This window comes from Stieleria magnilauensis (genome assembly GCA_007753675.1).
Lineage (GTDB): Bacteria > Planctomycetota > Planctomycetia > Pirellulales > Pirellulaceae > Stieleria > Stieleria magnilauensis.
Genome location: CP036432.1, coordinates 2,783,839 through 2,810,130, shown reverse-complemented (window position 1 = coordinate 2,810,130; position 26,292 = coordinate 2,783,839). Strand labels below are relative to the sequence as shown.

The following is a 26,292-nucleotide window of genomic DNA, read 5'->3' as shown; positions in this document are numbered from 1 at the left end:
GATATGGGAATTTCGTGATCGGCGTGACCGCAAGCGGCCGCAACGCCGAGTCGTTAGGATTGAGTTTGTTTGCGAGCGGCCGCAGCCTTCTCCGCTTCTTCGGCTTGACGCTTCAATTCGGCTTTCGCGTCTGCGACCGCTGCTTCCACGGCGGCCTTTTCGGATTCCGGCACCAGGTCCATCGAGGCGTTCTGGCTCTTCTGCAACGCTCGCACGTAAGCGACGATCGCCCAGCGATCCTTCAGCTTGATCTGGCCCGCATAGCCGGGCATCTTGCGAATCCCGTTGCTGATCGTTGAAAACAGTTTGCCGTCGGGATACTTGTCCGCGTACAGGGTTTCCTGGTGCATCGATGCCGGCGGGACCCAGGTTGGGGCATTGATCGATTGGGCACGCTGGTTGACCAGGCCGTTTCCATAGCCATCCATCCCGTGACAAACGCTGCAGTAGATCGCGAACTGTTGTTGGCCTTGGGCCAGCAGTTCGGCGTCGACGGTCAGCGGGTTTTTCTCCACCCAGGGCGTGGTGTCCATCACGCTGGCCGGTGCCGCTTCGGCTGCTTCGACCGCTTCCTTTTCTTCCGCCTTGGCTTCGTCGTCGGCCAGCATGTAGGCCCGGACCAATCGCTGCACTCGCGGCGGATCGGACATCGTCAAGGCTTCGACATCGATTCCGGTCAGCATGTCGAGCGACTCTTCCATCTGCCCGCGGGCGACGGTGCCGGGGACATCCGAACGCATCGAACGGTTGTCGGCGAACAGGCTGGTCACCTGTTGAGCGTCTTTGGCGGGCGAGAAATCCATATCAAAAAAGACGTGGAATCGCGGCTTGGAGCTGTTGGTCACCCGCATGGTCAAGATGCAGATCAACGGCACCAGCGACGCGGCGACGGCCAATCCCCAAATCAAGAACACCGGCTTGGGCACTTCTTTGGGTGAATCGTCTTCGACCACCTCGTTGATGTAATCGCTGCCGGTGTCGGCCAGTAGATTCCGCACTCCGTTGGCGTCGTAGCGTTCGTCGCTGGCATCGACGTAGAGGAAGAAACGGTCATCGGTCGCGCGGTCGAATCGCGGGTCGGTGAACATCGGGTTGCTGAACTTCGGCAAACCGTTGAGTGCCCACATGCCGAAGAACGCGCCGAAGGACGCCAGCAAGATCGTCAACTCGAATGCCACGGGGATGAACGCGGGCAACGAGATGTAAGGCTTGCCGGAAATGATGTATTTGTAATCGATACTGTTCATCCAGATCTGCATCACCAATGCGATGCAAGTACCCGTTGCACCGGCGATCAGACAGATCCACGGCAGCGCGGTCGGTTTGATGCCCAGTGCCTTGTCGATCCCGTGAACCGGGAACGGCGTGTAGGCGTCGGTTTTGGTGTAACCGGCATCGCGAATCCTGCGACAGGCGCTCAGCAATGAATCGACCGTTGTGAATTCGGCCATCATTCCGTGAACGGTCGTTTCTATTTTCGTTTCCGACATAGTTTTCTGATCCATCGAAACAGATCGTAAATGCTTAAAAGAATGAATGATTCAGTTTCTCAGTGACCTTCCGCAGCTTCTTCACCATGGCCGTGCAGGTGAGCCATGTGCTCCTGCTTGGCCAACGTCGCCTTGACTTCTGCCATGTTGATCACCGGCAAGGTGCGGCAGAACAGCAAGAACAACGTGAAGAACAATCCGAAGGATCCGATCAGCATGCCCCAGTCGACCCAAGTCGGCGTGAAGTAGGCCCAGGCACTCGGCAGATAGTCCCGTGACAAACTGCTGATGACAATCACAAACCGTTCGAACCACATGCCGATGTTCACGAAGATCGACACGACGACGATGATCCAGGGCGTCGTGCGAGCTTTCTTGAACCAGAAGATTTGCGGGCTGATGACGTTACACGAAACCATCGTCCAGTAGGCCCAGGCGTACGGCCCGAAGGCTCGATTGAGGAACGCAAATTGTTCCGCGGGCACTTGGCCATACCAGGCGATGAAGAATTCCGTTCCATAGGCCAGACCGACGATCGAGCCGGTCGCCAAAATGATCTTGCACATGTTTTCCAAGTGCCGGATCGTGATCAGTTTTTCCAGGTTCAACATCTTTCGCGCCGGCACCATCAGCGTCAGCACCATCGCAAACCCGCTGAAGATTGCCCCGGCGACGAAGTACGGCGGGAAAATCGTGGTGTGCCAACCGGGCACCTGCGAGACCGCGAAGTCGAACGAAACGATCGTATGGACCGACAAAACCAGCGGTGCGGCCAGCGCGGCCAGGATCGCGTACGCCTTTTCATAACGCATCCAGTGACGCGACGACCCGCTCCAGCCCAGGCACAAAATCCCATAGGCCATCCGGCGGTACTTGTTCTTGGATCGGTCGCGGAACGTGGCCAAATCCGGAACCATCCCCATGTACCAGAACAACAGCGACACCGTGCCGTAGGTGGAAACGGCGAACACGTCCCACAACAGCGGGCTGCGGAATTGAGGCCACATCCAAAGATTCAAACTGGGGTAGGGTGCCAACCAGAATGCCAACCAGGCACGGCCGACGTGAATCCCCGGGAACGTCCCCGCACAGGCGACCGCAAAAATCGTCATCGCCTCGGCCGCACGGTTGATGCTGGTCCGCCATTCCTGACGGAACAGAAACAAAATCGCACTAATCAGCGTTCCCGCGTGACCGATCCCGACCCAGAACACGAAGTTCACAATCGGCCAACCCCAGAAAATCGGTGCCCGGTTGCCCCAAACTCCGACCCCGGTGTAGATCAGATACACGATCAGCAATCCGAGCATCTGCAGCAACGCAAACGCAACCAGGAAGCCGCCGATCCAACCCTTGCTCGGTGGGCGTTCGGCAACTTTGCAAACCGCTTCGGTGATGTCGTGGTACGTCGTTTCGCCAAGGACCAGCGGAGCTCGCTCACCTGGACGTTCGACGGTGTTATCCAATCCGTTTGGAATGGCAAGTGACATGGTCAGTGTTAGCTAGAAAGTGGAATCGGTTTGTTTGGCTTGGTCGATGCGGGCCTGCGGCACCGCGTGCAGTTTGTCGTTCGCCGAATCAATTCAGCAAACTCTCTGTCAGCGAACTGACGTCAGTTAGCCTTTTCTTTTTTGTGCTCGGCTTCTTTGTGTTCGCCGGCATGATCGTCGCCGTGGGCTTCATGATCACCGTGATCGTCATGGTCGTCGTGGCCGTGATGCGAAGTGATCGTTGCCAGGTCTTCCAGCTGCTGGGTGGTCATCAGCCGCGGGTGGGGGTTTCGCACCCGGGCCAAGTACTCCGTCCGCGGTTTGATGTTGAGTTGCTCCAGCACGCCGTAGGCTCGCACATCCTTGCGTTTTTTGGCCACGATCGAGTCGGGGTTGGCGATGTTGCCGAACTCAATGGCGTTGGTTCCGCAGGCGGCCTGGCAGGCGGTGATGACATCGCCGTCTTGGATCTGGCGGCCGCCGTCCTTGCGAGCTTCGATCTTGGCCTTTTCCACGCGCTGGACGCAGTAGGTGCACTTTTCCATCACACCGCGGCCACGCACGGTGACGTCGGGGTTGAGCACCAGGGCTTGCAGTTTTCGGTTGGCCGATTCGATCGCACCGGGGAACGCCTTGACCCCATAGCCGACACCGACCTCTTCGTTGTAATTGAAGTAGTTGAATCGACGGACTTTCAACGGGCAGTTGTTGGCACAGTACCGCGTTCCGATACAGCGGTTGTAGGCCATCGCGTTGATGCCCTCGTCGGTGTGCACTGTCGCGGCAACCGGGCAAACCTGTTCGCAAGGAGCCGTTTCGCAGTGCACACAGGCGACCGGCATGTGAACGATCTGGGCGTCTTCGGCATTGCCTTGGAAATAGCGGTCGATTCGCAGCCAGTGCATTTCGCGGCTGTTTCGGACCTGTTCGGCACCGACGATCGGGATGTTGTTTTCGCTTTGGCAAGCGACGACACAGGCGTTGCACCCGGTGCACTTGGTCAAATCGATCGACATGCCCCACTGCGGCAGATAATCCTTGGCCGGATCGGCTTGGATCTCTTGCATCGGTTCGGTGCCCAGCGAACCGTACTTGCCGACCTTGGGCACGTGCGGCGATTTGGGTTGCTCGGTGGCAAACGTGGGCACGTCTTCGAGCAACTTGGTGGTGCCTTCGCGAACCAGGTTGTAACTGCGACGCTCGGTTTCTTTGCGTCCGATGTCATCGATCGCCCAGTGATTCTGCGTCGTGGCGAAGTCGAATTCGTTGTAGTTCGGGCGTCCTTCGACTTGGTAGGCGACCAGCATTTGATCGCTGGTCCGCAGCGGCGAGACGTCAAATCCGACCGCCTCGAGGCCTTCGGCGATGAAGCCACCGACCTTGCCGACTCGCGAGCGACCGTATCCGATCGAGGTCATCACGACGCCGGGAGCCACACCAGGTGTTTCGAAGACCGGCAATTCGATCTTGCTGCCGCCCTTGCGAAGGGTGATGTACAGCCCGTGGTGCAAGCCCAGCGCCTTGGCGGTCGCGGGGCTCATCATCGCGGCGTTGCCCCAAGTGACCTTGGTGATCGACTGCGGCAGTTCCTGCAGCCAGCCGTTGTTGGCGAACCGCCCGTCGTACAGGCCGTCGGCGGGGGTGAAGACCACTTCGATGTTGTCTTGGTCGATGGTCTTGGGCGACGCGACTTCGGGGTCGTTGCTCGGCAGTTCCGGTGCGGTGCCGGTCACGTCGGCGGTGCGGGCGGCCGTTTTGATGTCGTCGGCGTAACCGTCATGGAGCAGCTTTCGCCACTTTCCTTCGCTGAGCGTTTCTCCAGCGATCTGGTCAGCGGTTTGACGCACGATCAGCATCGGGTCGACGACGTCCTCTTCCATCATCAGCGCCAGGACTTCGGCGACCGTGCGTCCGCCCATCAGCGGCAGAATCTGTGGCTGGCAGACGCCGTACAGTCCGTCGTCGTTGATGCAGTCGCTCCAGGATTCCAGCGGATGTGCCAGCGGCAGTGACCAATCGCACAAGACGGCGGTTTCGTCGTCATATTCGCCCAGGTAGAACACTTTCCCGTCTTGTCGCACCTTTTCGATCATGCCCGCGACGTCGATGTCACTGGGCGAGGTGAAGACGGGGTTGTCGCCCAGAATCAGCAACGACTCGATGTCGCCCTTGTTGACCGCAGCGACCAGGTCGGCCAGTGATTTTCGCTCCAGGCTCTCGTCCACGCAGGGCGTGAAGGATTGGGCTTTGCCCAGCGAGCCGAGTTTCTGGTTCATTGCGATTCCGGCCGCGACCAGATCGGGCCCGAGCGAGGGGCCGACAACGACGACTGCATCTTCGCCGGCTTCGACGATGTCGTGGGCCAGGCAATCCAGGAATCGCGATTGGCGTTCCGCGGCGGTGATTTCCGGATCATTGAACGCCAGCTCTTTGCCGTCGTGATTGTGCGTCTCGCCGTTCTTGAGCGCCTCGACCATGCGATCCAACGCGGCCAGGAATGCCGGCATTTGGCTCGGGCGAATCGCCAGACGCGTATCGGCCATGGTTCCCGTCGTCGTGTAGCCGCCTTCGACCATGTACAAGCGACTCATTTCGCCGGCGATCGGGTCACGCCGCTCGGCAAACGTTCGGGCGGCGGCCAGCGAACCGGGGTCGTTGCCGAGGAAATCGGCACCGAGCGAGAAGATGACCTTGGCTTCGCTCAGATCGAGCACTTGGTTGGATTCGGTGCCAAGCATTTGCTTGGTCGCTTTTCGCATGACGCCGTCATGGACGCCGTCGAATTGGGCGATCGTCGCCGCCGGCAGTTTTTCTTTCAGTTTGCCGAGCATCCGCACGGTCGTCGGCGAACTGGTCGGCGACATCAGCACGGCGAAGCCTTTTCCGTTGTCGTTGCTGGCGGCTTTTTGAATCGCCGCGCGTCCTACCGGCAAGAAATCGTCCCATTGCGATTCCTGCTTCCGCTCGCCGCCACGCATCAAGACCGGGCCGTCGTCGCCACGCGAGCGATCGGGGTCATACAGCGACAAGATCGACGCCTGGACGTAGGCGTTGGTGCCGGCCGCCGACGGGTGGCTCTTGTTCGGTTCGATGTGCTGCGGGCGACCGTCAAAGCAACGGACCAGCAAGTTATGGACCGATCCGGCAAGCTCAAAGTTCGTCGCACGCTCGTAAAACTCGCCGGGCACACGGCCTTCGGGGCGGATCACGAACGGGGCGATGATTTCTTCGGGATAACGGCATCCCGAAACGCCGGCCATCGCCAGCGAGGCGCCCATCAATTGCATCCAGCGACGCCGCGAGACGCCTTCGGGGAACTCCGAAGCGGCGACCGGGAACTCGCGATGCAGATAATTGTTCTGGAATTCCTCGCTGCCGTGCAGTTCCGAAATACTACGCCAGTAAGTCGGGGCGTTGCTTTTCGCGTTGGATTCGTTGTGAGTCATATTCGTTCGGATGGATCGTTCGTAAACGGTGTTTACTGGCGCGGACGGTCAAGCGGAAAGGATCGGCACTATCGGTGACAAACGGCACAGTGACGCTGGGGATGGATGTTGTGCTCGGCACGCTGCTGTTTGGCAAACGCTTCCTGGTCCCAGTCCGCCGGCGGTTCCCAGTCAAGCTTGGTGACAAACTCTTTCGGCCGCAGGTGCTCGTTCGGGTTTTCGTGGCACTGGATGCACCACGCCATGGAAAGCTGCTCGTGCTGGTAGACGACTTCCATTTGATCGATCCGCCCGTGGCAACTGACGCAACTGACGCCGGAGTTCACGTGTGCGGCGTGATTGAAGTAGACGTATTCGGGCAGGTTGTGGACGCGTTTCCACTGCATGCTCTTGCCCGTTTTCCAGCTCTCGTGAATCGGTTTCAGATTCACGCTGTCCGCTCGCACGGCCGCCAATGCCGATTGACCCTGGTCGTTGGCCGGGCTGTGGCAGTTGATGCAGGTCGCCGTCGGGGGGACCGCGGCGTGGGCGGCGTCAAAAACCGTGTTGTGGCAATAGCGACAGTCCAATTTCAGTTGGCCGGCGTGAATTGCATGGCTAAACGGAACCGGCTGCTCCGGTTCGTAGCCAATGTTCAAGGTCACCGGATCGGTCACCAAGCCTCCAACAGCAGCGGCAAATAAACCACCGCCGCCCAAAGCAGCGCCTAAAACCAGCAAAAACGGGTTGGACCAGCGTGGAAACAAAAAACGTTGCATGATCATCGGCCGGGTCAAATCCGGACGCGTTGGTGCAGAAAAGAACGGAAGACAGTTCGGAGCGGAAGTATCGGTCGGCCACTAGCAAATTGGCAAGGCCACCCGACAAGCGAGCGACATTGTGCCGCGAAGTTTTTGCCGAACAGCGTGAGGCGCATCGTCGCACCAGGCGCACAGACGCCTGTTTTCACCACCAGTGACCGTCCGCAGTCACCGGTCGAGCCGAACAGCGCATCGAATCGAGCGCCGAAGCGAGCTCCGACACCGCCCAGTCTAAGTCGTCGATTTCAAGACGGTATTCAGGCCATTGCCAACCGCCCGGCCACATTTGGTGTGGCGCCGGCCAGCCGTTCTCGCTGCTCGTCTTTTGAATGCGAACCAGTAGACGTGGCAACCCGTGCGCCGCCTCTCCTGACATCGTGGATCGGCTGGTCTCGTCGAGTAATTTACTCCGACTAGGCAACTTGGGCAGAAAGCTGGAGACCCAGCGACAATCCTCGTCGCCATTCGCGGTGTCTTTGTTTGAGTCGTCGTCGATCGCCGAAAGCTTGGCCGTCTCACTGGTGTAAACCATCACCCCATGCTCGTCGGCCAAGCGTCGGCACAACAAGTCACGCGTTTCTTGGCGACCGGTCACCAACGCCAGCGAGGGTGCTGCCGCGGATAAGTGATCGGAGATCTCTTGCAACGACCAGCCGAATCGCGGATCGCGGAAATGGGCCGCCACATCGCAGGCCGGTTGCAGCACAAATTGCCGCGCGGTGTAGCGTGGATGGGGCACGACCAAGCCAGTCGTCCCGCCGACCAGGTTCCCATGCAGGACGACGTCCAAGTCGATCGAACGCGCGTCCCAGCGCTGTCGCCGCTCACGGCCGAGTGCCTGTTCGAGTTCTTGCAGCAGTCCCAGCACCGCCCGCGCCGGGGCTTCGGTTTGGAACACGCCGATCGCATTGAGAAAGGGTTCCTGTCCCCCCGGGCCTCCGATCGGCGGCGTTTCGAACAGCCGACTCGTCTGCAGCGCGTCGCCGTCAAGGATCAGATCGCACGCCGCAACCCGTTGTGCCGCCGAAGCGATCAAGTCGCGACGGTCGCCAAGATTGCTGCCGAAGCTGATCACGCACTGAGAGATGTGTCGGTGTTTGGCGGCCCGTTGACCGGGCAAGGGGCGCGACAGGGGGTGACCGGGTTGATTCATGCCGCGGATTGTAGCCCGTTTGTCGCAGATCAGCAGTACGCTGTCGGTGCGGTGAATTCTGCTATTGGAGCTTGCGGAACATCAGCAATCGCATCTCGGCGACTTGCCCGCCGGGAATCTCGCTGGCTTTCAAACGCAGCGTTTTTCGACCGGGACTCAATTCGATCGTCCCCAGCGTCATCGGCTGCCACCGCCGCACGTAACCTTCCTGCCGCGGCACCCGGTCTTCCTCGGCACCGACCAGCGGGCTTTCCACCGCCGTCTCGATCTTGGCCGACAGCGCCGCGTCTCCGAGCGACAGCTCGATCGTCGCCCCCACGTCTTGCCGCGGGCAGGCGTAATACATCTGAACCTCGTAGCGCCCGCTGCCGAGCACGTCGACGTCCCAGTGGATTTCACTCTCGGTGTCCGTCCAGTTCAACAGGTACGTGCAATTGGGGAATCGATTGCTGCGGCGGATCGCTCCGCTGAACGTGGCATCGCGGGCGGGCAGTTGCGTCCACTCGGCCTCGGGATGCCCCAGCGGGAACGGCCGGGTGCCTTCGACCATCGCATCGGCATAGCTCTGTTTCCACGATTCGATCGCCGCGCCCAGTCGTTTGGCGACCTCGGGCTGTTGCCCGGCCAGATTCGTTTTCTCGCGGCGGTCGGCAACGATGTCATACAATTCGCCGTTGTCCTGCATCCGGTACTGCTGTGTCCTGGCCGTTGCGCCGTTGCGCCAGCGGCTAAAGATCACGCGGTCGCGTTGGCTCGGGTCGGGGCCGGCACCGGAGAGTTCGCCGGCGATGGAAACGCCGTCGAGTGGTTTTTCATCGAGTTGTTTGGATTGCCAATCGATGCCGGCGAAATCCGCCAGTGTGGGCAGCAAATCGATCGCGCCGCTGATTGATCGGACGACCGTTCCGGGTTTGATCTTTTGGGGATAGCGGATCACGCAGGGAGATCGCAGCCCGCCTTCGTGGGTGGATCCCTTGCGTCCGCGCAACCCTCCGTTGAACCGTGCTCCGTTGGGGCCGTTGTCGCTGAAGTAAACCACGATCGTGTCCTGGTCTTTCCCGGTCGTCTTAAGATGCTCCAGCAATCGGCCGACGTTGTCATCGATGTTTTCGCACATCGCCATCGCCGCCCGCGTGTGCGGGATGTTTTGTCGTCGGCTGTTTTCCGGTTCCGGATCAGGAACCATGGTCTTGTCCGCGAACTTGTCCCAGTACTTCTGTGGCACTTGCATCGGCGAGTGCGGCGTGTTGAGCGCCAAGTAGACAAAGAAAGGCTGGTCGCCGGATCGGCTGACGAAGTCCATCGCGTGATCGGTCAAGTCGTCGACGATGAACCCTTTGCCTTGGACGATCCGACCGTTGTGTTCCAGCATCGGGTCGAAGTAGTTGCCCCAGTGCCCGCTGCAGAATCCGTAGTAATCGTCAAAGCCCCGCGCGTTGGGATGGTACGGCCACTGCATCCCACTGTGCCATTTTCCGTAGGCCGCGGTGGCGTAACCGGCGTCGCGAAAGACCTCGGCGATGGTTTGTTCGCCGGCGTCAAATCGTTCGCCGCCGGCGGACGTGCTGTAGACGCCCATGCGAGTGTGGTAACGACCGGTCAGAAATTCGGCGCGCGTCGGTGAGCAAACCGCGCAGACATAAAAGTTTTCGACCTGAGCGCCCTGCCTCGCGATCGAATCGATATGTGGCGTCGACAGATTCGGGTTGCCGTGCAGACTCAAATCGCCCCAGCCCTGGTCATCGGCCAACACGACAATCACATTCGGGCGAGCCGACTGACACCACGCACGAGTCGTGATGGTGACGGCAAGGAGTGCGACAACAAGCGAGAGGAAACGTGTGCGGCAAAGCATGGCGTGCGGGGACTTGGGGAGGGCGGATCGGGACCAGTTCCAGTGTAACTCACTCGCGGGCTACCGCTAACAAGAACAATTCGTTTGGTGTCAACGGAGAGCGCCAGCGAAGCGAATATCCCGGAGGGATTTCAGCGAGTAGCCGGAGGTCGGCGCAGCGCCACCTCCGGGGAGCACACTGTACCGAATCACCTGCTCGATCAGCTCGATCAAAATTCCATCAGCGCAACGGCAAAGTGGACGGTCAGCACGAACAGCGTTGTCCATAGCACGGTCGATGTGATTGATCGGCTGACGTCGCTCGCCGAACGCTTCGGCGCTAGTCCCTGATAATAGGCGATCGTCGCGGTTCCCAACCCGCAGACGACGTTCTTCAAGAGCACCCATTTCCATCCGACGTGCAGCCAGGGGGATTCGCCGGCCAGGTTACGGCCGAAGTGCTGTTCCCAGAAATAAGGGCCGACGTCGGGATAAGATGCCGTGAACGCGACCATACTGATGAAGCGGGCGGCATAAAACGCGAGCGACTCCAGAATCGGAGTGCCGATCACAAACGCAATCACGATCGGCAGCAACAAGTACGCGCGCGGGGCAACGCCCAGTGTTCGCATCGCGTCGACTTGACCGCCGTATTGCTTGACGCCGACGTCTGCCGAAACCGCCGCACCGCAGCGTGCCGCGACCAAGATGGTTGCCAGGATCGGTACCAACACTCGGTACAGCGCGAATCCGATCGATGCCAACAGCTCATCGATCAGCAACGGTTGGGTGTACAACCGAAAGGGCAGGAACCGAAACGTGAAGTAGGTGGACGTGAATCCGACGATCAGGCCGGCGATGATCAGATAGATCCAGGCCGATGGGCCGGCGACCAACCGCAAGTAGTGCAGCGTGAATCGGACGGCCCAACGAACGCGTGGGACGATCGGCAGCAGATCCAGCGGCAACCAAAACGCGGCCGATACGGCGCCACCGGTCGTTTCCAACACGGGGTTGATGACACGCCCGATCATCGACTTGCGTTGCGCCGGGCCAGACGTCGCGTCGGCTTCCAAAGTGGAAACCGGCACCATGCGTTCGGGAATTTCGCCCCACTGATCGCGGTCGATTTCGATCAGGTCCTTTTGTTGTGGATCGAGCAACAACACCTTGTCAGCGATCGGCAGCAAGGTCTCATAGTCGTGCGTGACCACGATGCTGGTTCGGTGGTACGTCGATTGGGTTTCGCGAATCAATTCTGCGACCAACCGTCCGCTGGCCGAATCGAGCCCGCTGGTCGGTTCGTCATACAGCAGGACATCGGGTGAAGCGGCAAGTGTGCGGGCGATCGCCAGGCGCTGTTTCTGGCCGCCGCTCAGGTCGGCCACCGAGGTCTTCAGCGGGACCCCCAAATGTTCCAGCCACTGTCGAGCGTTCCACGAGACCGGTTCGCTTTTCGGATTGCCGGCGCCGCGTTTGGGGCGATGGTCGATCGCGAATTGAACGTTCGCGGTGGCGGACAGCTCATCAAAGAGCGCGAATTGTTGAAACACGATCCCGACTCGGGGACGTTCCGATTCGGTCTCGCTGCGTCCGATCGTCCCGGACCAGCGGATCGATTCGCCCTGTTGGGGCAACAGTCCCGCCAAGATCCGCAACAAGACGCTTTTCCCCGCGCCGCTGCCGCCGACGACGACCGTGATCTTGGCTTCGGGGAATCTCGCATCGACCTGATCCAGCAAACAACGGTCACCCGCGACGACGCACAAGTCCTTCAGGCACAGCGGACTGACCGGCATGTCTTCCAGTGCAGCGTCGGCGGTTGATTCGGGTTCAGGGGGCATAGGCTCAATCTTACCGGGCTAGCCGTCGAAATGAATGCCCACCGATGGCAAGCGGGCTGTCGGTGGGCTCAGTGGCGACTTCATCGCTCCGTGGCCCCTCAGCTTGCAAGTCGCCACCGCACTACCGTTCTGCCGCCAGATAAACGATCGGGTAGGGCATCCGGGTCCGGGCGACTTCGATGGTGCCGTTGCCGGCGCCGGTGTGCCAGGCGACGATCCAGCGGCGGTCCTTGCGCAGGATCTGGCTGCGGAGCACGCGGGCAAAATCGGGATTGATGCCGTCTTGTTCGGAACCAAAAATCTCGTCACCGATCTGGCGGATCACCGGTTCCAAACGCTGGCCGGCGATTTCAAAGGCCGCTTCGGCTTCGGGGCTGCTCCAAACCTCGCGCCAGACTTTGTGCAGGCGTTCGTTATCGACAAAGGTTTCTTTCAAGATGGTTTGGACCAATTGGCGGCTCTGGGGATCTTCCGCGATCTCCTCGGCCACGCCGGCCAGTTCCTTGCGGATCGCCGGGCTGGCCGAAATGTCGCGGACGCTGCGTTGGATCGCGACGACGACATCGTCCATGTGTTTTTCCAATACCGGAACCGCTTCCTCTTCCACAAACCGCTGCCATTCTTCGCGCACCAAGTCTTTTTGCGGCAACGGCGTCTTGTCGTAGATCGCACGCCAACCGAAACGGAACAGGGAGGCGCGGTCCCACATCTCGCGACCGATTTCTTCGGCCGGCGGTTGCCCGTGCTTCTTAACGATCGGCAAGATTTCGCGGCGGGCCATCGGGATCAATCGCTCCTGGACTAACTCGTCGTGCCAGCGATGAGCAGCCGCGTCCAGTTCATCGCGGTGCCGGGCGACGGCCAGGCGGAACTCGTCTTCGATCACCGGCAGCGATTTTCGAAAGCTGTCTTCGACCAGCGGAATGAAGGCTTGTGACAGATCCTCGCCGTGACGAGCCATCGCGGCGGACAACTGGTCGCGAATGACTTTCTGCTTCGCCGGCGGAAAGAGCGTTTCCACCACCTCGCTCAACCGCCCGGTGCTGTGGTGCTGAAACAGCTGGCACTCGTCGGCCGGGACGTCCCAGCTGTACCACGTGATCGAAACGCGGCGGCCTCTGGTGAGAGGTTCTGCGGGAAGGTCATCGGGCCGCTCGCTGTCGGGGGTGATGATCGACGCAACGCGACCGACCTGATGATAGTCACCCTGCTCGCCGGCCAGAAAAACCGGATCGCCCGGCTGCAGTCGCCCGGTCGGATCGATGGCCACGATCTGCGTCTCCTGCCGTGCGACGTAGCGTGCGATCGATTCGAGCGTCTGTTGCGATTGGTCGTTTTGCTCGGTCGTCTGCATCCAGCGCGACGCGGCGACGCCTGTCGAAACCAGCGTGATCAGCCAGAATCCCAAGCCGACGATTCGTTTGTTCGTCCGTTTCAAATTGCGGGTTTCCGTGGTGAAAAAACAATAATCGGGAAGCGGGAGTGGTTCGTTTTTCGTCCGCACTCACCAAAGCTTGGCAAACCAATTAGAATGGCGGCTTCCTACCTTACCCCCTTCCGATTCCATTCTACGTGCGTCCGATGTCTGCCATGCAACAATTCGTCGCCCCTTCGCGTCTCCTTGTACCAGTTCTGTTCGCCGCGTTTCTAGCCGTTTCGGTCCGGCCCGCCGTCTCCGACGACAAGCCGGAGGCCGCGAAAGCGGAAAAAGTGGAGGCCGAAAAACAGGACGCGGAAGCCGGAAAATCTGCCGAAAAACCTGCGGAAAAACCGGCCGAGGCCAAGCCTGAAGACGTGAAGCCGGCTGAAAAGCCCGCAGAAGAGAAGCCTGAAGAAAAGAAGCCGGCTGAAAAGAAGCCTGAAGAGAAGAAGGCTGACGAAAAGAAGCCTGCCGAGAAAAAGCCTGAGGCGAAGAAAGAGGAAAAGAAGGCGGAGCCCAAGAAAGAGGCTCCCAAGCCCGTCGTGTCCGCTTTCAAGGACAAGGCGCTCGAAGAGGCGGTGCGGGCCGAAGTGTTCGCCAAGCGGTTCAACGACGAACCGATCACCAAAGAAGACGTCGCCAACATCTCACGCGTCGTCGGCGTCGGCAAGCAGATCAAAGATCTGTCGGGGCTGGAGCATTGCCACGCCTTGATGTTGATCGACTTGGCGGACAACCAGATCTCGGATCTCACCCCGATCGCCAATCTGAAACGCCTGCAATCGGTCACCTTGGCCGGCAACCGCATCAAGACCCTCGATCCGATCAAGGAACTGACCGGGATGCAGTACTTGGATGTCTCGCGGAACGAGATCCAGGACTTGAGTCCGCTGGGAAAGATGTCCAATCTGCGGACGCTGTATCTGGCCGAGAACCGCGTCGCGTCGTTGGATCCGATCGCGCCGCTTTCAAAAATCTGGTCGCTCGATGCGTCCGGCAATGAGTTGAAAACGGTCGAGCCGGTCGCCGGGTTGAAGTGGATCACTTCACTCGATTTGCGCAACAACTACATCGAAGACCTGGCGCCAATCGCCCAGTTGCCGGCGCTCAATATTCTGCAGCTGAACAACAATCCGATCAAAGATCTCTCGCCGTTGGTCCAAGCCTGCGAAGCGGACAAGGCTGGGGAGAACCGCTTCGCGCCGTATCTGCGATTGTTCTTGGGCGGCAACGAGATTCCCGAAAAAGAGAAAGTCGCCGCCATCGAAGCCCTCCAGGCTTGCGGCGTGAAGGTCAAGCAGTAGGTCACGCAGTAGGTCACGCAGAAGGTCACGCTGAGCGTGACGAAGGGCATGCGGTGCATGCCCTTTGGTTTCGGGCCATTGGCATGCACAGCATGCCCTACGATTTGCGGCTATTGGCATGCACAGCATGCCCTACGGTTTGCGACCATTGGCATGCACAGCATGCCCTACGTTTTGCGGCCATTGGCATGCACAGCATGCCCTACGTTTTGCGACCATTGGTATGCACAGCATGCCCTACGGCTTGCGGCCACTGGCATGCACAGCATGCCCTACGGTTTGCGGCCATTGGCATGCACAGCATGCCCTACGGTTTGAGCATCTGCTCGTAGGCTTCCATCAGATAGTCCAGCGGGTAGATGCAGAACGAATGTTCGCGGCTGTTCCAAATCGCCGCCTCGCGTCGGCGTTGTTGCAGCTCGGCCTTTTCCGCTTCCAGTGTCTTTCGCAACGGGTCGAGCCGCGACGCCATCTTCTGATTTAGCGATGTAATCTGCTCGTGCCAATTCCGCCGCCGTCCCTTGGCGGGGCTCGCGGCCAGCAGTTCCCGTTTGGCGGCGATCCATTGCGGATCGATCTCGCCGCTCCCGGCGTAACGTTCCGGCTGGAAGTCTAAATCACGGAGCTGCCGATTCCGTTTGCGGATCTCCGCGTCGACTTCCGCGCTGGGAAAGCGTTGATGTCCCGGCAGCAGCACCGTCGACGACATCACCATAAAACGCGGCGGTTCCACGTTCCAGAACGCTCGACTGATCAAGTCACCGAGCTGATCGTACTTGCCGCCGCCGATGCCGTGCAGGAACAGATCGCTGAGTACCAAGCGTGCATACATCGTCGTGATCAACGCCCGGCTGCGAATCTTGAATTCGGGACTCGCGAGCGCCAGAAACGCGTCCGCCGCTGCAGACTGATTGGAGGCGTCGATTTTTCGATGTCGCTTGTCGCGGTCGCTGATCTCCATCACCGAGCCGGCGGCGGAAATTCGCACCCAGACACTCCGTCGTTTCGGCGATTGGTTGCCGTAGACCCAAAACGGGGCTTCCAGCCATTCACCGTCGCGTCCCAAGTTGGGCACCGGGTGGGCCTTGCTGCGAATGCCATGGGCGGCCCGATAGTACTCCGTCGCTGCGTTGTAGCACTCGTGGAAGCGGGGCAAGTCACTGAGAATCTGCATCGCAAACGAGGCAAACGCATCGCCGCGACAAACGACGCTTTGCGGAATCTCCAGGGTCTGCAATCCAAGATCGGCTTCCAACCGATGGCGTCCTTGGGCCAGTGCGCACCCGGCGTAGCCGCAGCGGTTGATCGCGTCGCGAGAATGCTGCCACAGCGCTGGGATCAGCGGGTTCTCGACGATCCCGGCGACCGTCTCGGCCACGTTGTGATCAAACACGTCAAACAGCTCGCGATCCTCGACCAGCGATTGTTCATAGGGAACGCCGCCGCCGCGACGGTCGAACGCGATGGCTTTGAATCCGACCGTGCCCGCGTCGCCGTAGAGGTACGGGACTCGCACACTGCTCGGGCCCGCGACGTCGCTATCGACGACCAGATTGACGGCGACTGAGCCGGAGGTTTTGCCGACTCGATCGAGCGCGAAGTTCTTGAACCAGACGCCGGGATGGAACAGTGTCGGCTGGTGACCGGCCATCACGATCGTTTGTTCGGCAGAGCCGGCGAAATCGATGTCGCGATAGGCCGAAGTGTAGCGGCGGGCATCACGCAACAATTGTTCGCGCGCCGATCGCCGCAGCGAAGAGATCTCAACCGGGTACGCCGCAGCCCGCGACTGGTTCTCGACCATCATCGCCGCAGCACCATCGATCGGCGGATGGATCAAGCTTTCGCAGTGACCACGCGGCGCGTGGAACGCCTCGAAATTCGAATCGGATTCCACGTTCAACCGGCCTCGTGTACGCAGACCAAATCTCCGCTGGCCGCGTGGGTGACATGACGACCGCTGGCACACAGCCGCGCGATCTCGTCGTCGATCACCTGATTGTAATGTTTCAACCGTGTTTCTGCGTGGTCGAGCGCACCGCCGAACGATCGCTCCAGATCCAGATAGATCAACGGCACCGCCATCTCGGCGATCCGCAATCCGGCTTCGGCTGCCTGGACCCACAGTTGAAGCGGCATTGCGTAGCCGGTATCGGTGATGGAAAAATGCCGCAGCGCTTCGCTACGATAGGCTTTGAATCCGCAAAACGCGTCGGTCAGCTGCAGCCCCAGTCGCCGATTCAGATCGGCCGTGATGCGGCGGTTGATAAACATCCGCTCCTCCGGTGGCGCGTCGTCACCATCGAAGTGATGCAGGTAGCGGCTGCCCGAAACGATGTCCGCCGAACGGGCCATGTCGATGAAGGCGGGGATCCGTTTCGGCTGGTGCTGGCCGTCGCAGTCGAGTGTGACGACGCCATCGAAGCCGTTTGCCAGGGTGTAGTCGAACGCGGTTTGCAACGCCGCTCCATAGCCACGATTTTGCTCATGACGAATCACGGTCACGTCGTCACGCTGGCTGAGAAGTTTGTCGGTCCCGTCGGTCGAACCGTCATCAACGACGAGCACGTTGGACGCATATTGAACGACCTGGTCCAAAATCTCGTTCACGTAGTCGACTTCGTTGTACACCGGCAGGGCGGCAAGCCATTTCTCTTGTCTCGTCATTTCGACTCCATCATCTAGGTCGGAAAACTTCGTGGTGTGACCAGCGTTGGGCGGGCTGCGGTGCTGCCGGCTCCCTAGGGGAATACTCGTTCGAGCGACCGGGTCTTACAGCTGAGCACGGGAATCAGCGTCGTGGAGGAAACTCGCTCTGCGCTATTCTCTCATGAATTCGTGGGCTCGCACACCACTCCGCAAACGCCATGCCGCCTGCACTCAATGACATTTTGGCAGCTCCGCCCGCCGGAGCCCCCCATTGTGGCTGTCGGGCGAGTTGTCCCAGCCCCACGCGCTCGCTGACATCATCCCCGCAAGGCAATCCCCGCCATGCAATCCCAGCACGTGGCGTGAGCCAGTGGCGCGTGATGCATCTGTGGTCAACGGTTCGCGTCAGCGAACCGAGTATCCCGGAGGGATGCCAGCGAGTCGCCGGAGGTCAGTGTAGCGCCACCTCCGGGAGGCCCGTTGCCGACTCCCGTCGACCCCGGACGGGGTCGTAGCGAATCGATCTGCCGGCTGTGCCGCAGACCGCCATTGCGAACGAGTTGATGGGGGCGTTTTCCACTCGGGGCGGCCCGCCGGGTCTGAGGGTTCGGGCGGCATTTGCTTCGACACCCTCCGGGCAAAGCTGTGAAGCATTTTTTAGCGGTAGGGCGCGAGCCCTCCGGTGTTTCGGGAACGATGACGGACCGGAGGGCTTGCGCCCTGCCGCTAAAACTGCCGTGACGCGTTCCTCTCAAACCGTTTGGATCGGGTCGGATTCGGCGGCGCTGGGCCACAGGGTCAGCGTCGGGAAGGTGCCGGCGAGTCGTTTGGCCAACTGCTCCATCGCAAAGCGTTCGCTGTGATAGTGCCCGAGCAGGCCCAGTGCCATGCCTCGTGACTCGGCTTCCAGGCAATCGTGAAAGCTGGCTTCGCCGGTGATCAACAGCTGGCAACCGCAGCGGGCTGCTTGGGCGACGAACGAGCCTCCGCTGCCGCACGCGAATCCGACTCTCGTGATCGGGCGATCGAGCGGGCCGACACCGCGGGGAGCTTGCCGGCAATCGACCCATTCGGCACACCGCCGAATCACATCGCGCGTCGGTGTTTCGGTCGGCAGCGTCCCGTGCCGTCCGCTGCCCAGCGGGTTCTCCGTCGTGGGATCGTTGATCGGTTCAATCGAGGACAAGCCCAGCGATTGTGCCCAACTCTGGTTGATGCCTTCGGCGGCGGAGTCGAAGGCGGTGTGGGCGCTGTAGACGGCGATCTTGGCCCCGATCAGTCGCCACAGGATTTCGCCGGTGATCGAATCACTGGTGATGCGTGGCAGCGGGCGAAAGGGGATCGGGTGATGGGTGACAATCAAGCCGGCCTGCTGCTCGATCGCTTCGGCGACCACGCCGGGGGTCACGGTCAGGCAGGTCATGACCTTGCCGATCTCGCGGTGGCGATCTCCGATCAACAGGCCAACGTTGTCCCAGGACTCCGCCAATTCCAGCGGAGCCCATTGGGAGAGCGTTTGGCAAACGGCATCGACAGTGACAGCGGACATGGCTCTCGCATCACGTGGTGGAACGGCTCGTCGACGCTTGCCCAGGGTTACAAAGCAAGCGTCGCGACGAGGATGACGAGTGGCCCGTTGTTTAACGTGGGGCGATCATGCAGATCATCCGACGGCCGTGTTGCTGGGGCGCGGTTTCGACCTTGCCGACTTCGTCGAGCAATTCGATGACCTGCTCCATCACCTTGCGGCCTTCTTCGATGTGAGCCATCTCGCGTCCACGGAACAGCACACTGACTTGAACCTTGTCCTTGTGCTTCAAGAACTTTTCGGCGCGTCGAATTTTCGTACGAATGTCTTCGTCGCCGGTTTTCGGCCGCAAGCGAATTTCTTTCGTCTTGGTGTGACTTTGATTGCGGTTCGTTTTCTTGTTCTTGTCGTATTTGTATTTGCCGTAATCCATGATTCGGCAAACCGGGGGTCGCTCATTGGGAGCGACTTCAACCAGGTCCAGTCCGACATCGCGTGCACGCTCCAGGGCGTCTTCGGTCGAGATCACTCCGAGCTGTTCGCCAGTCTCGCTGACGACTCGAATCGGACTGATTCGGATACTGGAATTGATGCGAACGGTGTCGCGATTTTCTGGTTGGGGGTTTCGTCGTGCCAACGCCACTAAAAGTTTCTGCTCCTGCCGGTGGGCATTCCGGACATCAAATGGAAATGGCCTCGAGACCGGATCGGCGTTGAATCAGCCGAAGTGCCAGTCTTGGGGTTGAACCACGGATCCCTGAAACGTCCAGGGAAAACGGGTTCTCAACAGTAGGTCACCGAAGTGGTCTACACCGAGAAGGGCGGAAAATTCGCCGCCGCCAGCTTTCTCAGCGTTGCGCAGTATCCAGCGACGGATCGGCGACCGTCAACAGTGAAACTGCCGGTTTCACCGAACTTTTCAGCTAACAATCGAAAAAGGTTTCGTCCAGCGTGATGCTTTGACCCATGGTTTCGACCACATCGCCCAAAAACAGCTGTTTGCGGCGTCGTGTCTCGATTTCCCCGTTCACGGTGACCTGGCCGTCTTGGATCCAGATTTTGGCCTGGCCGCCGGTCCCCACGCAGCCGGCCCGTTTGAGCACATCATCCAGCCGCATCATCGGACGCGCCGCCGGTTCTTGGGACGGTTGCTGTTTTTCGGGGTCACGCGGTGCGTCAGTCATCGGATTGGGAACGTTGCCAGGACGGGGAACGGTCACTTCACCTTCATCGGCCGGCAATTTAGTTTTCCAGTCGGGCGTCGTGGGGCTTGTTCAAGATCCCAAGCGGAACGATTTTTCACAAGATGCACTCCGCGAGAATGACGCTGGTCCGGCATTCTACGCTGCCTTGCGACCGTCGTCGCCGTCCAGGTCTGCGATCGAACCACGCTCGCGACGCAGCGTGCGGATCGTGGCCGTCTGGGCGTGGATCTCGTTTTGCAGCTCGCGAATCGTGGTCTGAGCATGCTCGTTGGCTTTCAAGCTGTCCTCGTGTTCGGCGCTGACGCGTTTGAGATGGCTGATCAGATCCGCGCTCTTGGCGGCAAGCATTTTGTTGGCCGCCCGCAATTCGTCCAGTTCGGCGAGCTGCGTTTGCAACTGCTTGACCACCGCGGTTTGCTGCTTCAAATCGGTTGAGGCCTGACGCAGTTCCGCGATCGCCGCTTCGTGCTGATTCGACTTCGTCTCCAGCCGCCGATTCAAGTCCTCGACCGAGACGGCTTGGATTTCCAATTCTTTGCCCAGCTTGGTGACGTGGCTTTCCAGTACCTGATTGGCGGCGACCAGTTCGTCGCACTGCAGGTCGGCCTTGGACAGTCGATCGCGCGTGATCGCGAGCTGTTTGTTGGTCGCTTCCAGATCGGCCACGCCGTGCCGCAGACGAAGCAACTCGTCGCGTTGTTCGGAAAAGGCCCGCGTTTGCAGATCGCTTTGCTCTTTCAACTCGATGACATCGCGTTCTCGCATGTGCAGTTGTTTTTCGAGATCGACCACCGAACCGATGCGTCGATTCAAGTCCTCGATCACCGCTTCACGCTCACTGATTTGCATCGCCAACGTCTCGACTTCGCGGACCGACTTGGCAAGCTGTTCGTCTTTGACTTCCAGCTCACCTTGCAGCGTTTTGATCTGTTGTAGTTGTTTCTGCAGCGATTCGATTTCGGATTGCTGTTCGCCGGTGGTTTCGACCAACGCGGCCCGTTGGGCGTCGGTTTCTTGAAGCACCGATTGCGTCTCGGCAAAGCGGTCCTGCAGCGTGTTGAGTTCACGTTCCTTGTCACGCAGGGTTTCGATCTCGCGATCTTGATCGCTCAAGCTCTCCCTCAGCCCGGCCTCGGTCCGCTCGAGTTCGGCCAACCGCTTGGTCAGCGTTTGCGTTTCTTCGGTAAGCGGCGTGAGGGCCTGACACTGCTCGGTCAGCTCGTTGATTCGGGCATCGCGGTCGCTCAGTTGTTCGGTCAAGTCATCGATCGTCGCTCGACTGGCCTGTAGATCCTGGCCCAGCGTTTCGATTTGATCTTCCAGGCCGCTGAGGCGTTCGCACTGCTCGGTCAGCTCGACAATTTCTGTGTCACGGTCACGCAAGTTCGTCGCCAGGTGGTCGAGCTTCTCGAGGTTTGATTGCAGCTTGCCGGCGAGCGATTGGTTGTCGTTCTCCAGCACCTCCAGCTGTTTGGCGTGATCGGCCACGCTCGATTCACTTTCGTGCAGTTGGGCGGTCAGTTGTTCGATCGACGCGAGCGAGGATTCCAATCGTTCAGCGAGTGTCTGTTTTTCGCTTTCGAGCTGCTCCATCTGCAGAAGCTTTTCGGATTGCTGTGCCAGCGTTTGATCGCTGTCGTGCAATTGGGCCGTCAGCTGATCGATCGACGCGAGCGAGGCGAGCAGTTTTTCAGAGAGCGATCCCTTTTCGGTTTCCAGATCTCCCAAGATTTCCAGCTGGGCCGATTGTTCGGCGACCATCCGTTCGTGTTCGCGGAGCTGTACCGAAGTCTCTTCGACCGATGCCTGAGACGACATCAGTTCGGCGGCGAGCGACTGGTTTTCGTTCTGCAACGCCTCCATTGCCTGCAATTGTTCGGTCTGACGAGCAACGGTTCGCTCGCTCTCTTGCAGCTTGGCGGTCAGCCGGTCGATCGTTGCGGCCGATTGATCCAAGCTTTGACGCAGCGACTGTTGTTCGCTTTCCAGGGTGTCGATCACCTGCAGACGGTCTTGCAACTGCGTGACGATGTGTTCGTTTTCGTTCAGCTTGGAAGTCAGTTGCTCGATGGTTGCGCGGCCCGTGGCGATTTTCGCAGTCAGCGATTTGGTTTCGTTTTCCAGCGGCTGGATCAATTCGCAGCGCCGGGACAGATCCGCGATGGTGCTCGTCTTTTCGCTCAGTTTGTTTTCCAATTCGCTGCGAATGCCGCGTTCGTCGTCGACCTCGCTAGCGATGAACTCCAATTCCGCGTCTTGCTCTTCGATGCGTTCTTGCAGCTCCGCGATCTGTTCGAGTTGGCCGGCTTGCATCGCCAGCTTGTCTTCCAGTTTCAGTTTGATCTGTTTCAGTTCGTGCAACTCGTCGAGCAATTCACGGACTTCTTCTTGGGCGTCGGCGCCCTCTTGTCGTGCGACTTTCAATTGGTCGATTTCGCCGCGAAGGGTTTCCACCAAGCGGTCTCGGTCCTGCAGTTCAGCCGTCCGGTCTTCCAGTTGGCATTCGACCTTGGTCAGTGCCGCGGTTGCGGTGGAGAGTTCGGCGTGCAGGGTTTCCAGTCCTTCACAAGCCGCCTCGGCCTCGGCGGCACGGGATTCCAGTTCGGCGATCCGGTTTTGTTTTTCTTCGATCAGGTCGGCCAGACGCTCGTTTTGATCGGCGGTCCGTTCGGCCTGGTCCAGGGCGCTGGCGAGCTGTTGCTGCATCGTCTCGATGCTGGTCACGACCGACGCGTATTTGTGCGACGATTCGTCCCGCTGCTGTTGCAGTTCGTCGCGCTGACGCTGCAGGGATTCGATCGTTTCATCGCGCTGCTGGGTGGACGATTCGTGTTCTTCGATCTGGGCCTGCACCGCGTCCAATTTGTCTTGGGTCGCCTGGCGATACATTTCGCTTTCGGCTAGCTCGTTTTTCAGTCGAGTGATCAGGGCCTCGCGGTCGGCGACATCCGACTCACTGGTTTCCCCCAGCCGTTCGACTTGTTCTTTCAAGTGCTGGATTTCGGCGAGCTGCGCTTCATTGGTTTTGGACAGCGATTCGATCAGCGCGGATTGTCGCCCGAGTTCATCGCCGGCTTCCAGTGCCGCGGTTTCATTGGCGGTGATGCGCAGCTCCGCGGCATGCCTGTCCGCGAGCGTCTGTTCGTGCTCGGCTTTCAAGGCATCGTATTCGTCTTGCAACGCTTGCAATTGCTCTTCGGTGCGCTGCAAGTCACTGTTTTCGAGGGCCGCGTTGTCGCGGGTCAGTTCGATCGATGCTTCCAGTGTCGCGTTTTCCTGGCGCAACGACGCGGCTTCCTCGCGGGCGCGTTCCAGATCGTCGCGTTGCTCGTCGAAGGACCGCTGGAGCGAAAGCAGCTCGCCGTGTTGGCTGGATGAGTCGCCGCCCGCCGTTGCAAGCTCGTCTTCCAATTCGCGGATCCTACCGTCCAAGCCACTGGTGTCTCGGTACCAGAGCAGATGCCCGATCAGCAGCCCTGCGACGATGAAGATGAAAATCGAAACAACCGGTAAACCGAAGATCACAACCATCAGTCGAATCCGTCCTGCGTCAATGGCCAACCGTTGCGACCGGGCTGTCTCAATTTCGACAAACTCGGAAAGATACGGTGTTTTGCGAAGTTTGGCTGTCCAATCCGTGGCAGCCCGGTGCCTGATTTTGGCACCACCCTAGCGGCTATAGCAAAGGCGCGACCGGCGAGTCGACCCGAGTTTGGCAAGATTCAAGTTCGCCCGGGCGGGCAGTCGGTTTGGTCAGATCATGCCGGTTGTCAACGCTCCAATGGCGGCAGCTGAAACTTGCCGTCCGGGAGGTCGATCTAGCGAAGACCTTCGTCACTCGATTTTCCCAGCACGGATTTCCCAGCACGGATGCTTTTTCATGACGGTGAAACCCTTTCATCTTCTCGCCGCTGTTGCGTCGCTGTTTTTGACCACGTCCGCCTCGATCGCCGACCATCCCGGACGCAAATCGCTGGCCGACAAACACGGCCCGGCCGGAATCGCGGGCGATCATGTGCATGAAAAGGGCGAGTGGATGGTCGAGTACAAGTACATGAACATGTACATGGAAGACAATCGGATCGGCGATCGGACCGTCAGCGATTCCGAAGCGATCGCTTTCGGCGCGACGAGCTCGCCGATGACCAATCGCATGGCCGCTCCCACGCAAATGACGATGGAGATGCACATGACCCACGTGATGTACGGTGCCACCGACAATGTGACGCTGTACACGATGTTCATGTTGCCGAGTCTGACGATGGATCACATCCGCGGCCCGATGAACCCGGCCGGGGCGGGGACCGAATTCACGACCCATAACAGCGGTTTCGGTGACACGGCCCTGGGCGCGCTGCTCCGGCTGTACAGCACCGAGCGTTGCGATTGGATTTTGAACCTGGGCGGGTCTGTTCCGACCGGCGACATCTTTCGGACCACGTCGACGCCGACCGGCGGGATGATGTCTCAACCGCTGCCCTACCCGATGCGACTGGGCAGCGGGACCTTTAACGCACGCCCCGGCATGACCGTGCGGTATTTCGCCGACCAATGGGGCTGGGGGGGGCAGGTCCAGTCCGATCTGCCGATGGGCAAGAACTATCGCGATTACCGTCTCGGTGCCGAAGTCCGCCTCAACACGTGGACCCAATACCTGGTCTGCGACGCGTTCGCCCTGTCACTGCGCGGGGAACACGTTTGGCGTGACAACATTGATGGCGCCGATCCGCAGACGCCCGACGCGGGGATCAGCACCAACGTCGAAAGCTTTCGCGGCGGATACTGGTACAACCTGGGGATCGGTGGCCAGTTGAACTGGAAAGGAAATTATTTGAACCTGGAAATTGTGCCCACGTTGGCGCAAGACCTGGGGGGAATCCAGTTGGAGACGGACTATTCGATCATTGCCAGTTGGTCGCGTGCGTTTTAGAGTGACGGGGAATCACCTCCCGCGAAAGCTTTAGCCATGTCACGTCCCTTCCCCCCACCCGCGTTTCGGATCGGCGATCTGGTCGTCGATCCGCCGATCCTGCAAGCCCCGATGGCGGGCTTTACCAACGCCGCCTTCCGTCAAATGGTCCGCGAATATGGCGGCGCCGGACTGATCGCGACCGAAATGGTCAACGCCCGCGGCTTTGTCTGGATGGACGAAAACGAAGCCGAACATCCCGAACGCTTGTGGGGTGTGGCAGAAGAACCTCGCCCACTGGCGGTCCAGATCTGGGACAACGATCCGGAAACGATGGCCAAGGTCGGACGGCGGTTGGTCGAGGAGTACCAGGTCAGTGTCGTGGATATTAATTTCGGCTGCCCTGTCCGCCAGGTCACCGAGAAAGCACACAGCGGCAGCTACCTGTTGCGAACGCCGGGCCGGATGTTCGAGATCATTTCGCAACTGGTTAAAGCGTGCGCGCCGACGCCCGTGACCGCAAAGATCAGACTCGGCTGCAGCCCTGATTCGGTCAATTGCAACGAAGTCGCTCGGGTGGTCGAAGAGGCCGGTGCGGCGGCGCTGACCGTTCATGGCCGCACCGCCAAAGACATGTTTCGTGGACATGCCGACTGGGATCGCATCAGCGAAATCAAGGCCCACCTTCGAAACATTCCGCTGATCGGAAACGGTGACCTGGACTCGCCCGAAAAAGTCGTTCACGCCTTCAAGACCTATGACGTCGATGGCGTCATGATCGCCCGCGCTTGCCTCGGCCGCCCGTGGCTGTTCTCGCAAGCCGCCGCCGCACTCCGCGGCCAACCGATCCCGCCGGAACCCAGTCTGCCAGAACAACGTCAATGCATGATGCATCACTACGATCTGGTCAAAGAACGCTTCGGCGAAGAAAAAGGCACGATCCTGATGCGGAAATACGCTTGCTGTTACGCCCAAGGTAAATACGGCGCTCGGCATTTCCGCACGCACGTCGCAAACGTGTCCAGCGCCGACGAGTTTTATCGCATCGTCGAAGAGTACTTCCCGATGAAGACGAAAGAAGAAATCCGAGCCGAGCGTGAAGCGGAACAGGCCGCAGAAACACGAGCCGCAGAAACGCTCAATGCCGAACTCAGTTGACCGCGGCGAGTAACGGCAATCGCTACGGGCTGTTGACGTTCATGTCACGCAGTGGTTGCGTG

17 protein-coding genes are annotated in these 26,292 nt (G+C 59.8%); 3 read left to right on the top strand and 14 right to left on the bottom strand.

Translation table 11 applies throughout. The annotated features are described in order from the left end of the window. Positions 1–53: 53 nt before the first annotated feature. The 8 genes from TBK1r_RS09965 to TBK1r_RS09930 all read right to left on the bottom strand — a co-directional run bounded on the left by TBK1r_RS09965 (position 54) and on the right by TBK1r_RS09930 (position 13,495). Complete coding sequence (locus TBK1r_RS09965; protein ID WP_419581186.1) at positions 54–1,505, bottom strand: quinol:electron acceptor oxidoreductase subunit ActD; 1,452 nt, start codon at positions 1,503–1,505, stop codon at positions 54–56. A 44-nt stretch (positions 1,506–1,549) separates the two neighbouring features. Further along, positions 1,550–2,980, bottom strand: a complete 1,431-nt coding sequence (nrfD, locus tag TBK1r_RS09960) for an NrfD/PsrC family molybdoenzyme membrane anchor subunit (RefSeq protein WP_095737555.1) — start codon at positions 2,978–2,980, stop codon at positions 1,550–1,552. 122 nt (positions 2,981–3,102) lie between these two features. Then, positions 3,103–6,426, bottom strand: coding sequence for a TAT-variant-translocated molybdopterin oxidoreductase (locus tag TBK1r_RS09955; protein ID WP_145209586.1), 3,324 nt, complete (start codon positions 6,424–6,426; stop codon positions 3,103–3,105). A gap of 68 nt (positions 6,427–6,494) precedes the next feature. Next, positions 6,495–7,184 (bottom strand): cytochrome c3 family protein, encoded by a 690-nt coding sequence (locus tag TBK1r_RS09950; RefSeq protein ID WP_145209583.1) that lies wholly within the window; start codon positions 7,182–7,184, stop codon positions 6,495–6,497. Positions 7,185–7,371: 187 nt separating this feature from the next. Next, positions 7,372–8,379, bottom strand: coding sequence for a 2-amino-4-hydroxy-6-hydroxymethyldihydropteridine diphosphokinase (gene folK / locus TBK1r_RS09945; RefSeq protein ID WP_145209580.1), 1,008 nt, complete (start codon positions 8,377–8,379; stop codon positions 7,372–7,374). 61 nt (positions 8,380–8,440) lie between these two features. Further along, entirely contained in the window at positions 8,441–10,234 is a 1,794-nt protein-coding gene (locus TBK1r_RS09940) for an arylsulfatase (protein WP_145209577.1), read from the bottom strand. A gap of 209 nt (positions 10,235–10,443) precedes the next feature. After that, complete coding sequence (locus tag TBK1r_RS09935; protein ID WP_419581185.1) at positions 10,444–12,057, bottom strand: ABC transporter permease; 1,614 nt, start codon at positions 12,055–12,057, stop codon at positions 10,444–10,446. 121 nt (positions 12,058–12,178) lie between these two features. Next, positions 12,179–13,495: a hypothetical protein gene (locus tag TBK1r_RS09930; RefSeq protein WP_145209574.1), complete on the bottom strand. Its 1,317-nt coding sequence runs from the start codon at positions 13,493–13,495 to the stop codon at positions 12,179–12,181. A gap of 143 nt (positions 13,496–13,638) precedes the next feature. On the opposite strand from TBK1r_RS09930, the gene TBK1r_RS09925 reads away from it, so the two are divergent. After that, entirely contained in the window at positions 13,639–14,781 is a 1,143-nt protein-coding gene (locus tag TBK1r_RS09925) for a leucine-rich repeat domain-containing protein (protein WP_419581184.1), read from the top strand. Between the two features lie 307 nt (positions 14,782–15,088). On the opposite strand, the gene TBK1r_RS09920 is transcribed toward TBK1r_RS09925, so the two are convergent. The 6 genes from TBK1r_RS09920 to TBK1r_RS09895 all read right to left on the bottom strand — a co-directional run bounded on the left by TBK1r_RS09920 (position 15,089) and on the right by TBK1r_RS09895 (position 23,694). Then, positions 15,089–16,678, bottom strand: coding sequence for a hypothetical protein (locus TBK1r_RS09920; RefSeq protein WP_145209571.1), 1,590 nt, complete (start codon positions 16,676–16,678; stop codon positions 15,089–15,091). Positions 16,679–16,680: 2 nt separating this feature from the next. Continuing rightward, on the bottom strand, positions 16,681–17,448 hold the full coding sequence (locus TBK1r_RS09915) for a glycosyltransferase family 2 protein (RefSeq protein WP_145209568.1): 768 nt from the start codon (positions 17,446–17,448) through the stop codon (positions 16,681–16,683). 733 nt (positions 17,449–18,181) lie between these two features. Further along, positions 18,182–18,979 (bottom strand): Nif3-like dinuclear metal center hexameric protein, encoded by a 798-nt coding sequence (locus TBK1r_RS09910; RefSeq protein WP_145209565.1) that lies wholly within the window; start codon positions 18,977–18,979, stop codon positions 18,182–18,184. Between the two features lie 91 nt (positions 18,980–19,070). After that, complete coding sequence (gene infC / locus TBK1r_RS09905; protein WP_145209563.1) at positions 19,071–19,601, bottom strand: translation initiation factor IF-3; 531 nt, start codon at positions 19,599–19,601, stop codon at positions 19,071–19,073. 280 nt (positions 19,602–19,881) lie between these two features. Continuing rightward, complete coding sequence (locus TBK1r_RS09900) at positions 19,882–20,142, bottom strand: RNA-binding S4 domain-containing protein (protein ID WP_372897009.1); 261 nt, start codon at positions 20,140–20,142, stop codon at positions 19,882–19,884. Between the two features lie 156 nt (positions 20,143–20,298). Then, a complete protein-coding gene (locus tag TBK1r_RS09895) occupies positions 20,299–23,694 on the bottom strand; it encodes a hypothetical protein (RefSeq protein ID WP_145209560.1) in 3,396 nt (1,131 codons plus the stop codon). A 349-nt stretch (positions 23,695–24,043) separates the two neighbouring features. On the opposite strand from TBK1r_RS09895, the gene TBK1r_RS09890 reads away from it, so the two are divergent. Both TBK1r_RS09890 and dusB read left to right on the top strand, forming a co-directional pair. Further along, positions 24,044–25,093: a transporter gene (locus TBK1r_RS09890; protein WP_145209557.1), complete on the top strand. Its 1,050-nt coding sequence runs from the start codon at positions 24,044–24,046 to the stop codon at positions 25,091–25,093. Positions 25,094–25,129: 36 nt separating this feature from the next. Next, on the top strand, positions 25,130–26,230 hold the full coding sequence (dusB, locus tag TBK1r_RS09885) for a tRNA dihydrouridine synthase DusB (protein ID WP_145209554.1): 1,101 nt from the start codon (positions 25,130–25,132) through the stop codon (positions 26,228–26,230). The last annotated feature ends 62 nt before the right edge of the window (positions 26,231–26,292 follow it).

Coding starts and splice junctions, on each gene's coding strand:
- TBK1r_RS09965 (WP_419581186.1), bottom strand. CDS start 1,505: ATGGATCAGAAAACTATGTCGGAAACGAAAATAGAAACGACCGTTCAC.
- nrfD (WP_095737555.1), bottom strand. CDS start 2,980: ATGTCACTTGCCATTCCAAACGGATTGGATAACACCGTCGAACGTCCA.
- TBK1r_RS09955 (WP_145209586.1), bottom strand. CDS start 6,426: ATGACTCACAACGAATCCAACGCGAAAAGCAACGCCCCGACTTACTGG.
- TBK1r_RS09950 (WP_145209583.1), bottom strand. CDS start 7,184: ATGCAACGTTTTTTGTTTCCACGCTGGTCCAACCCGTTTTTGCTGGTT.
- folK (WP_145209580.1), bottom strand. CDS start 8,379: ATGAATCAACCCGGTCACCCCCTGTCGCGCCCCTTGCCCGGTCAACGG.
- TBK1r_RS09940 (WP_145209577.1), bottom strand. CDS start 10,234: ATGCTTTGCCGCACACGTTTCCTCTCGCTTGTTGTCGCACTCCTTGCC.
- TBK1r_RS09935 (WP_419581185.1), bottom strand. CDS start 12,057: ATGCCCCCTGAACCCGAATCAACCGCCGACGCTGCACTGGAAGACATG.
- TBK1r_RS09925 (WP_419581184.1), top strand. CDS start 13,639: ATGTCTGCCATGCAACAATTCGTCGCCCCTTCGCGTCTCCTTGTACCA.
- TBK1r_RS09915 (WP_145209568.1), bottom strand. CDS start 17,448: ATGACGAGACAAGAGAAATGGCTTGCCGCCCTGCCGGTGTACAACGAA.
- TBK1r_RS09910 (WP_145209565.1), bottom strand. CDS start 18,979: ATGTCCGCTGTCACTGTCGATGCCGTTTGCCAAACGCTCTCCCAATGG.
- TBK1r_RS09900 (WP_372897009.1), bottom strand. CDS start 20,142: ATGACTGACGCACCGCGTGACCCCGAAAAACAGCAACCGTCCCAAGAA.
- TBK1r_RS09895 (WP_145209560.1), bottom strand. CDS start 23,694: ATGGTTGTGATCTTCGGTTTACCGGTTGTTTCGATTTTCATCTTCATC.
- TBK1r_RS09890 (WP_145209557.1), top strand. CDS start 24,044: ATGACGGTGAAACCCTTTCATCTTCTCGCCGCTGTTGCGTCGCTGTTT.
- dusB (WP_145209554.1), top strand. CDS start 25,130: ATGTCACGTCCCTTCCCCCCACCCGCGTTTCGGATCGGCGATCTGGTC.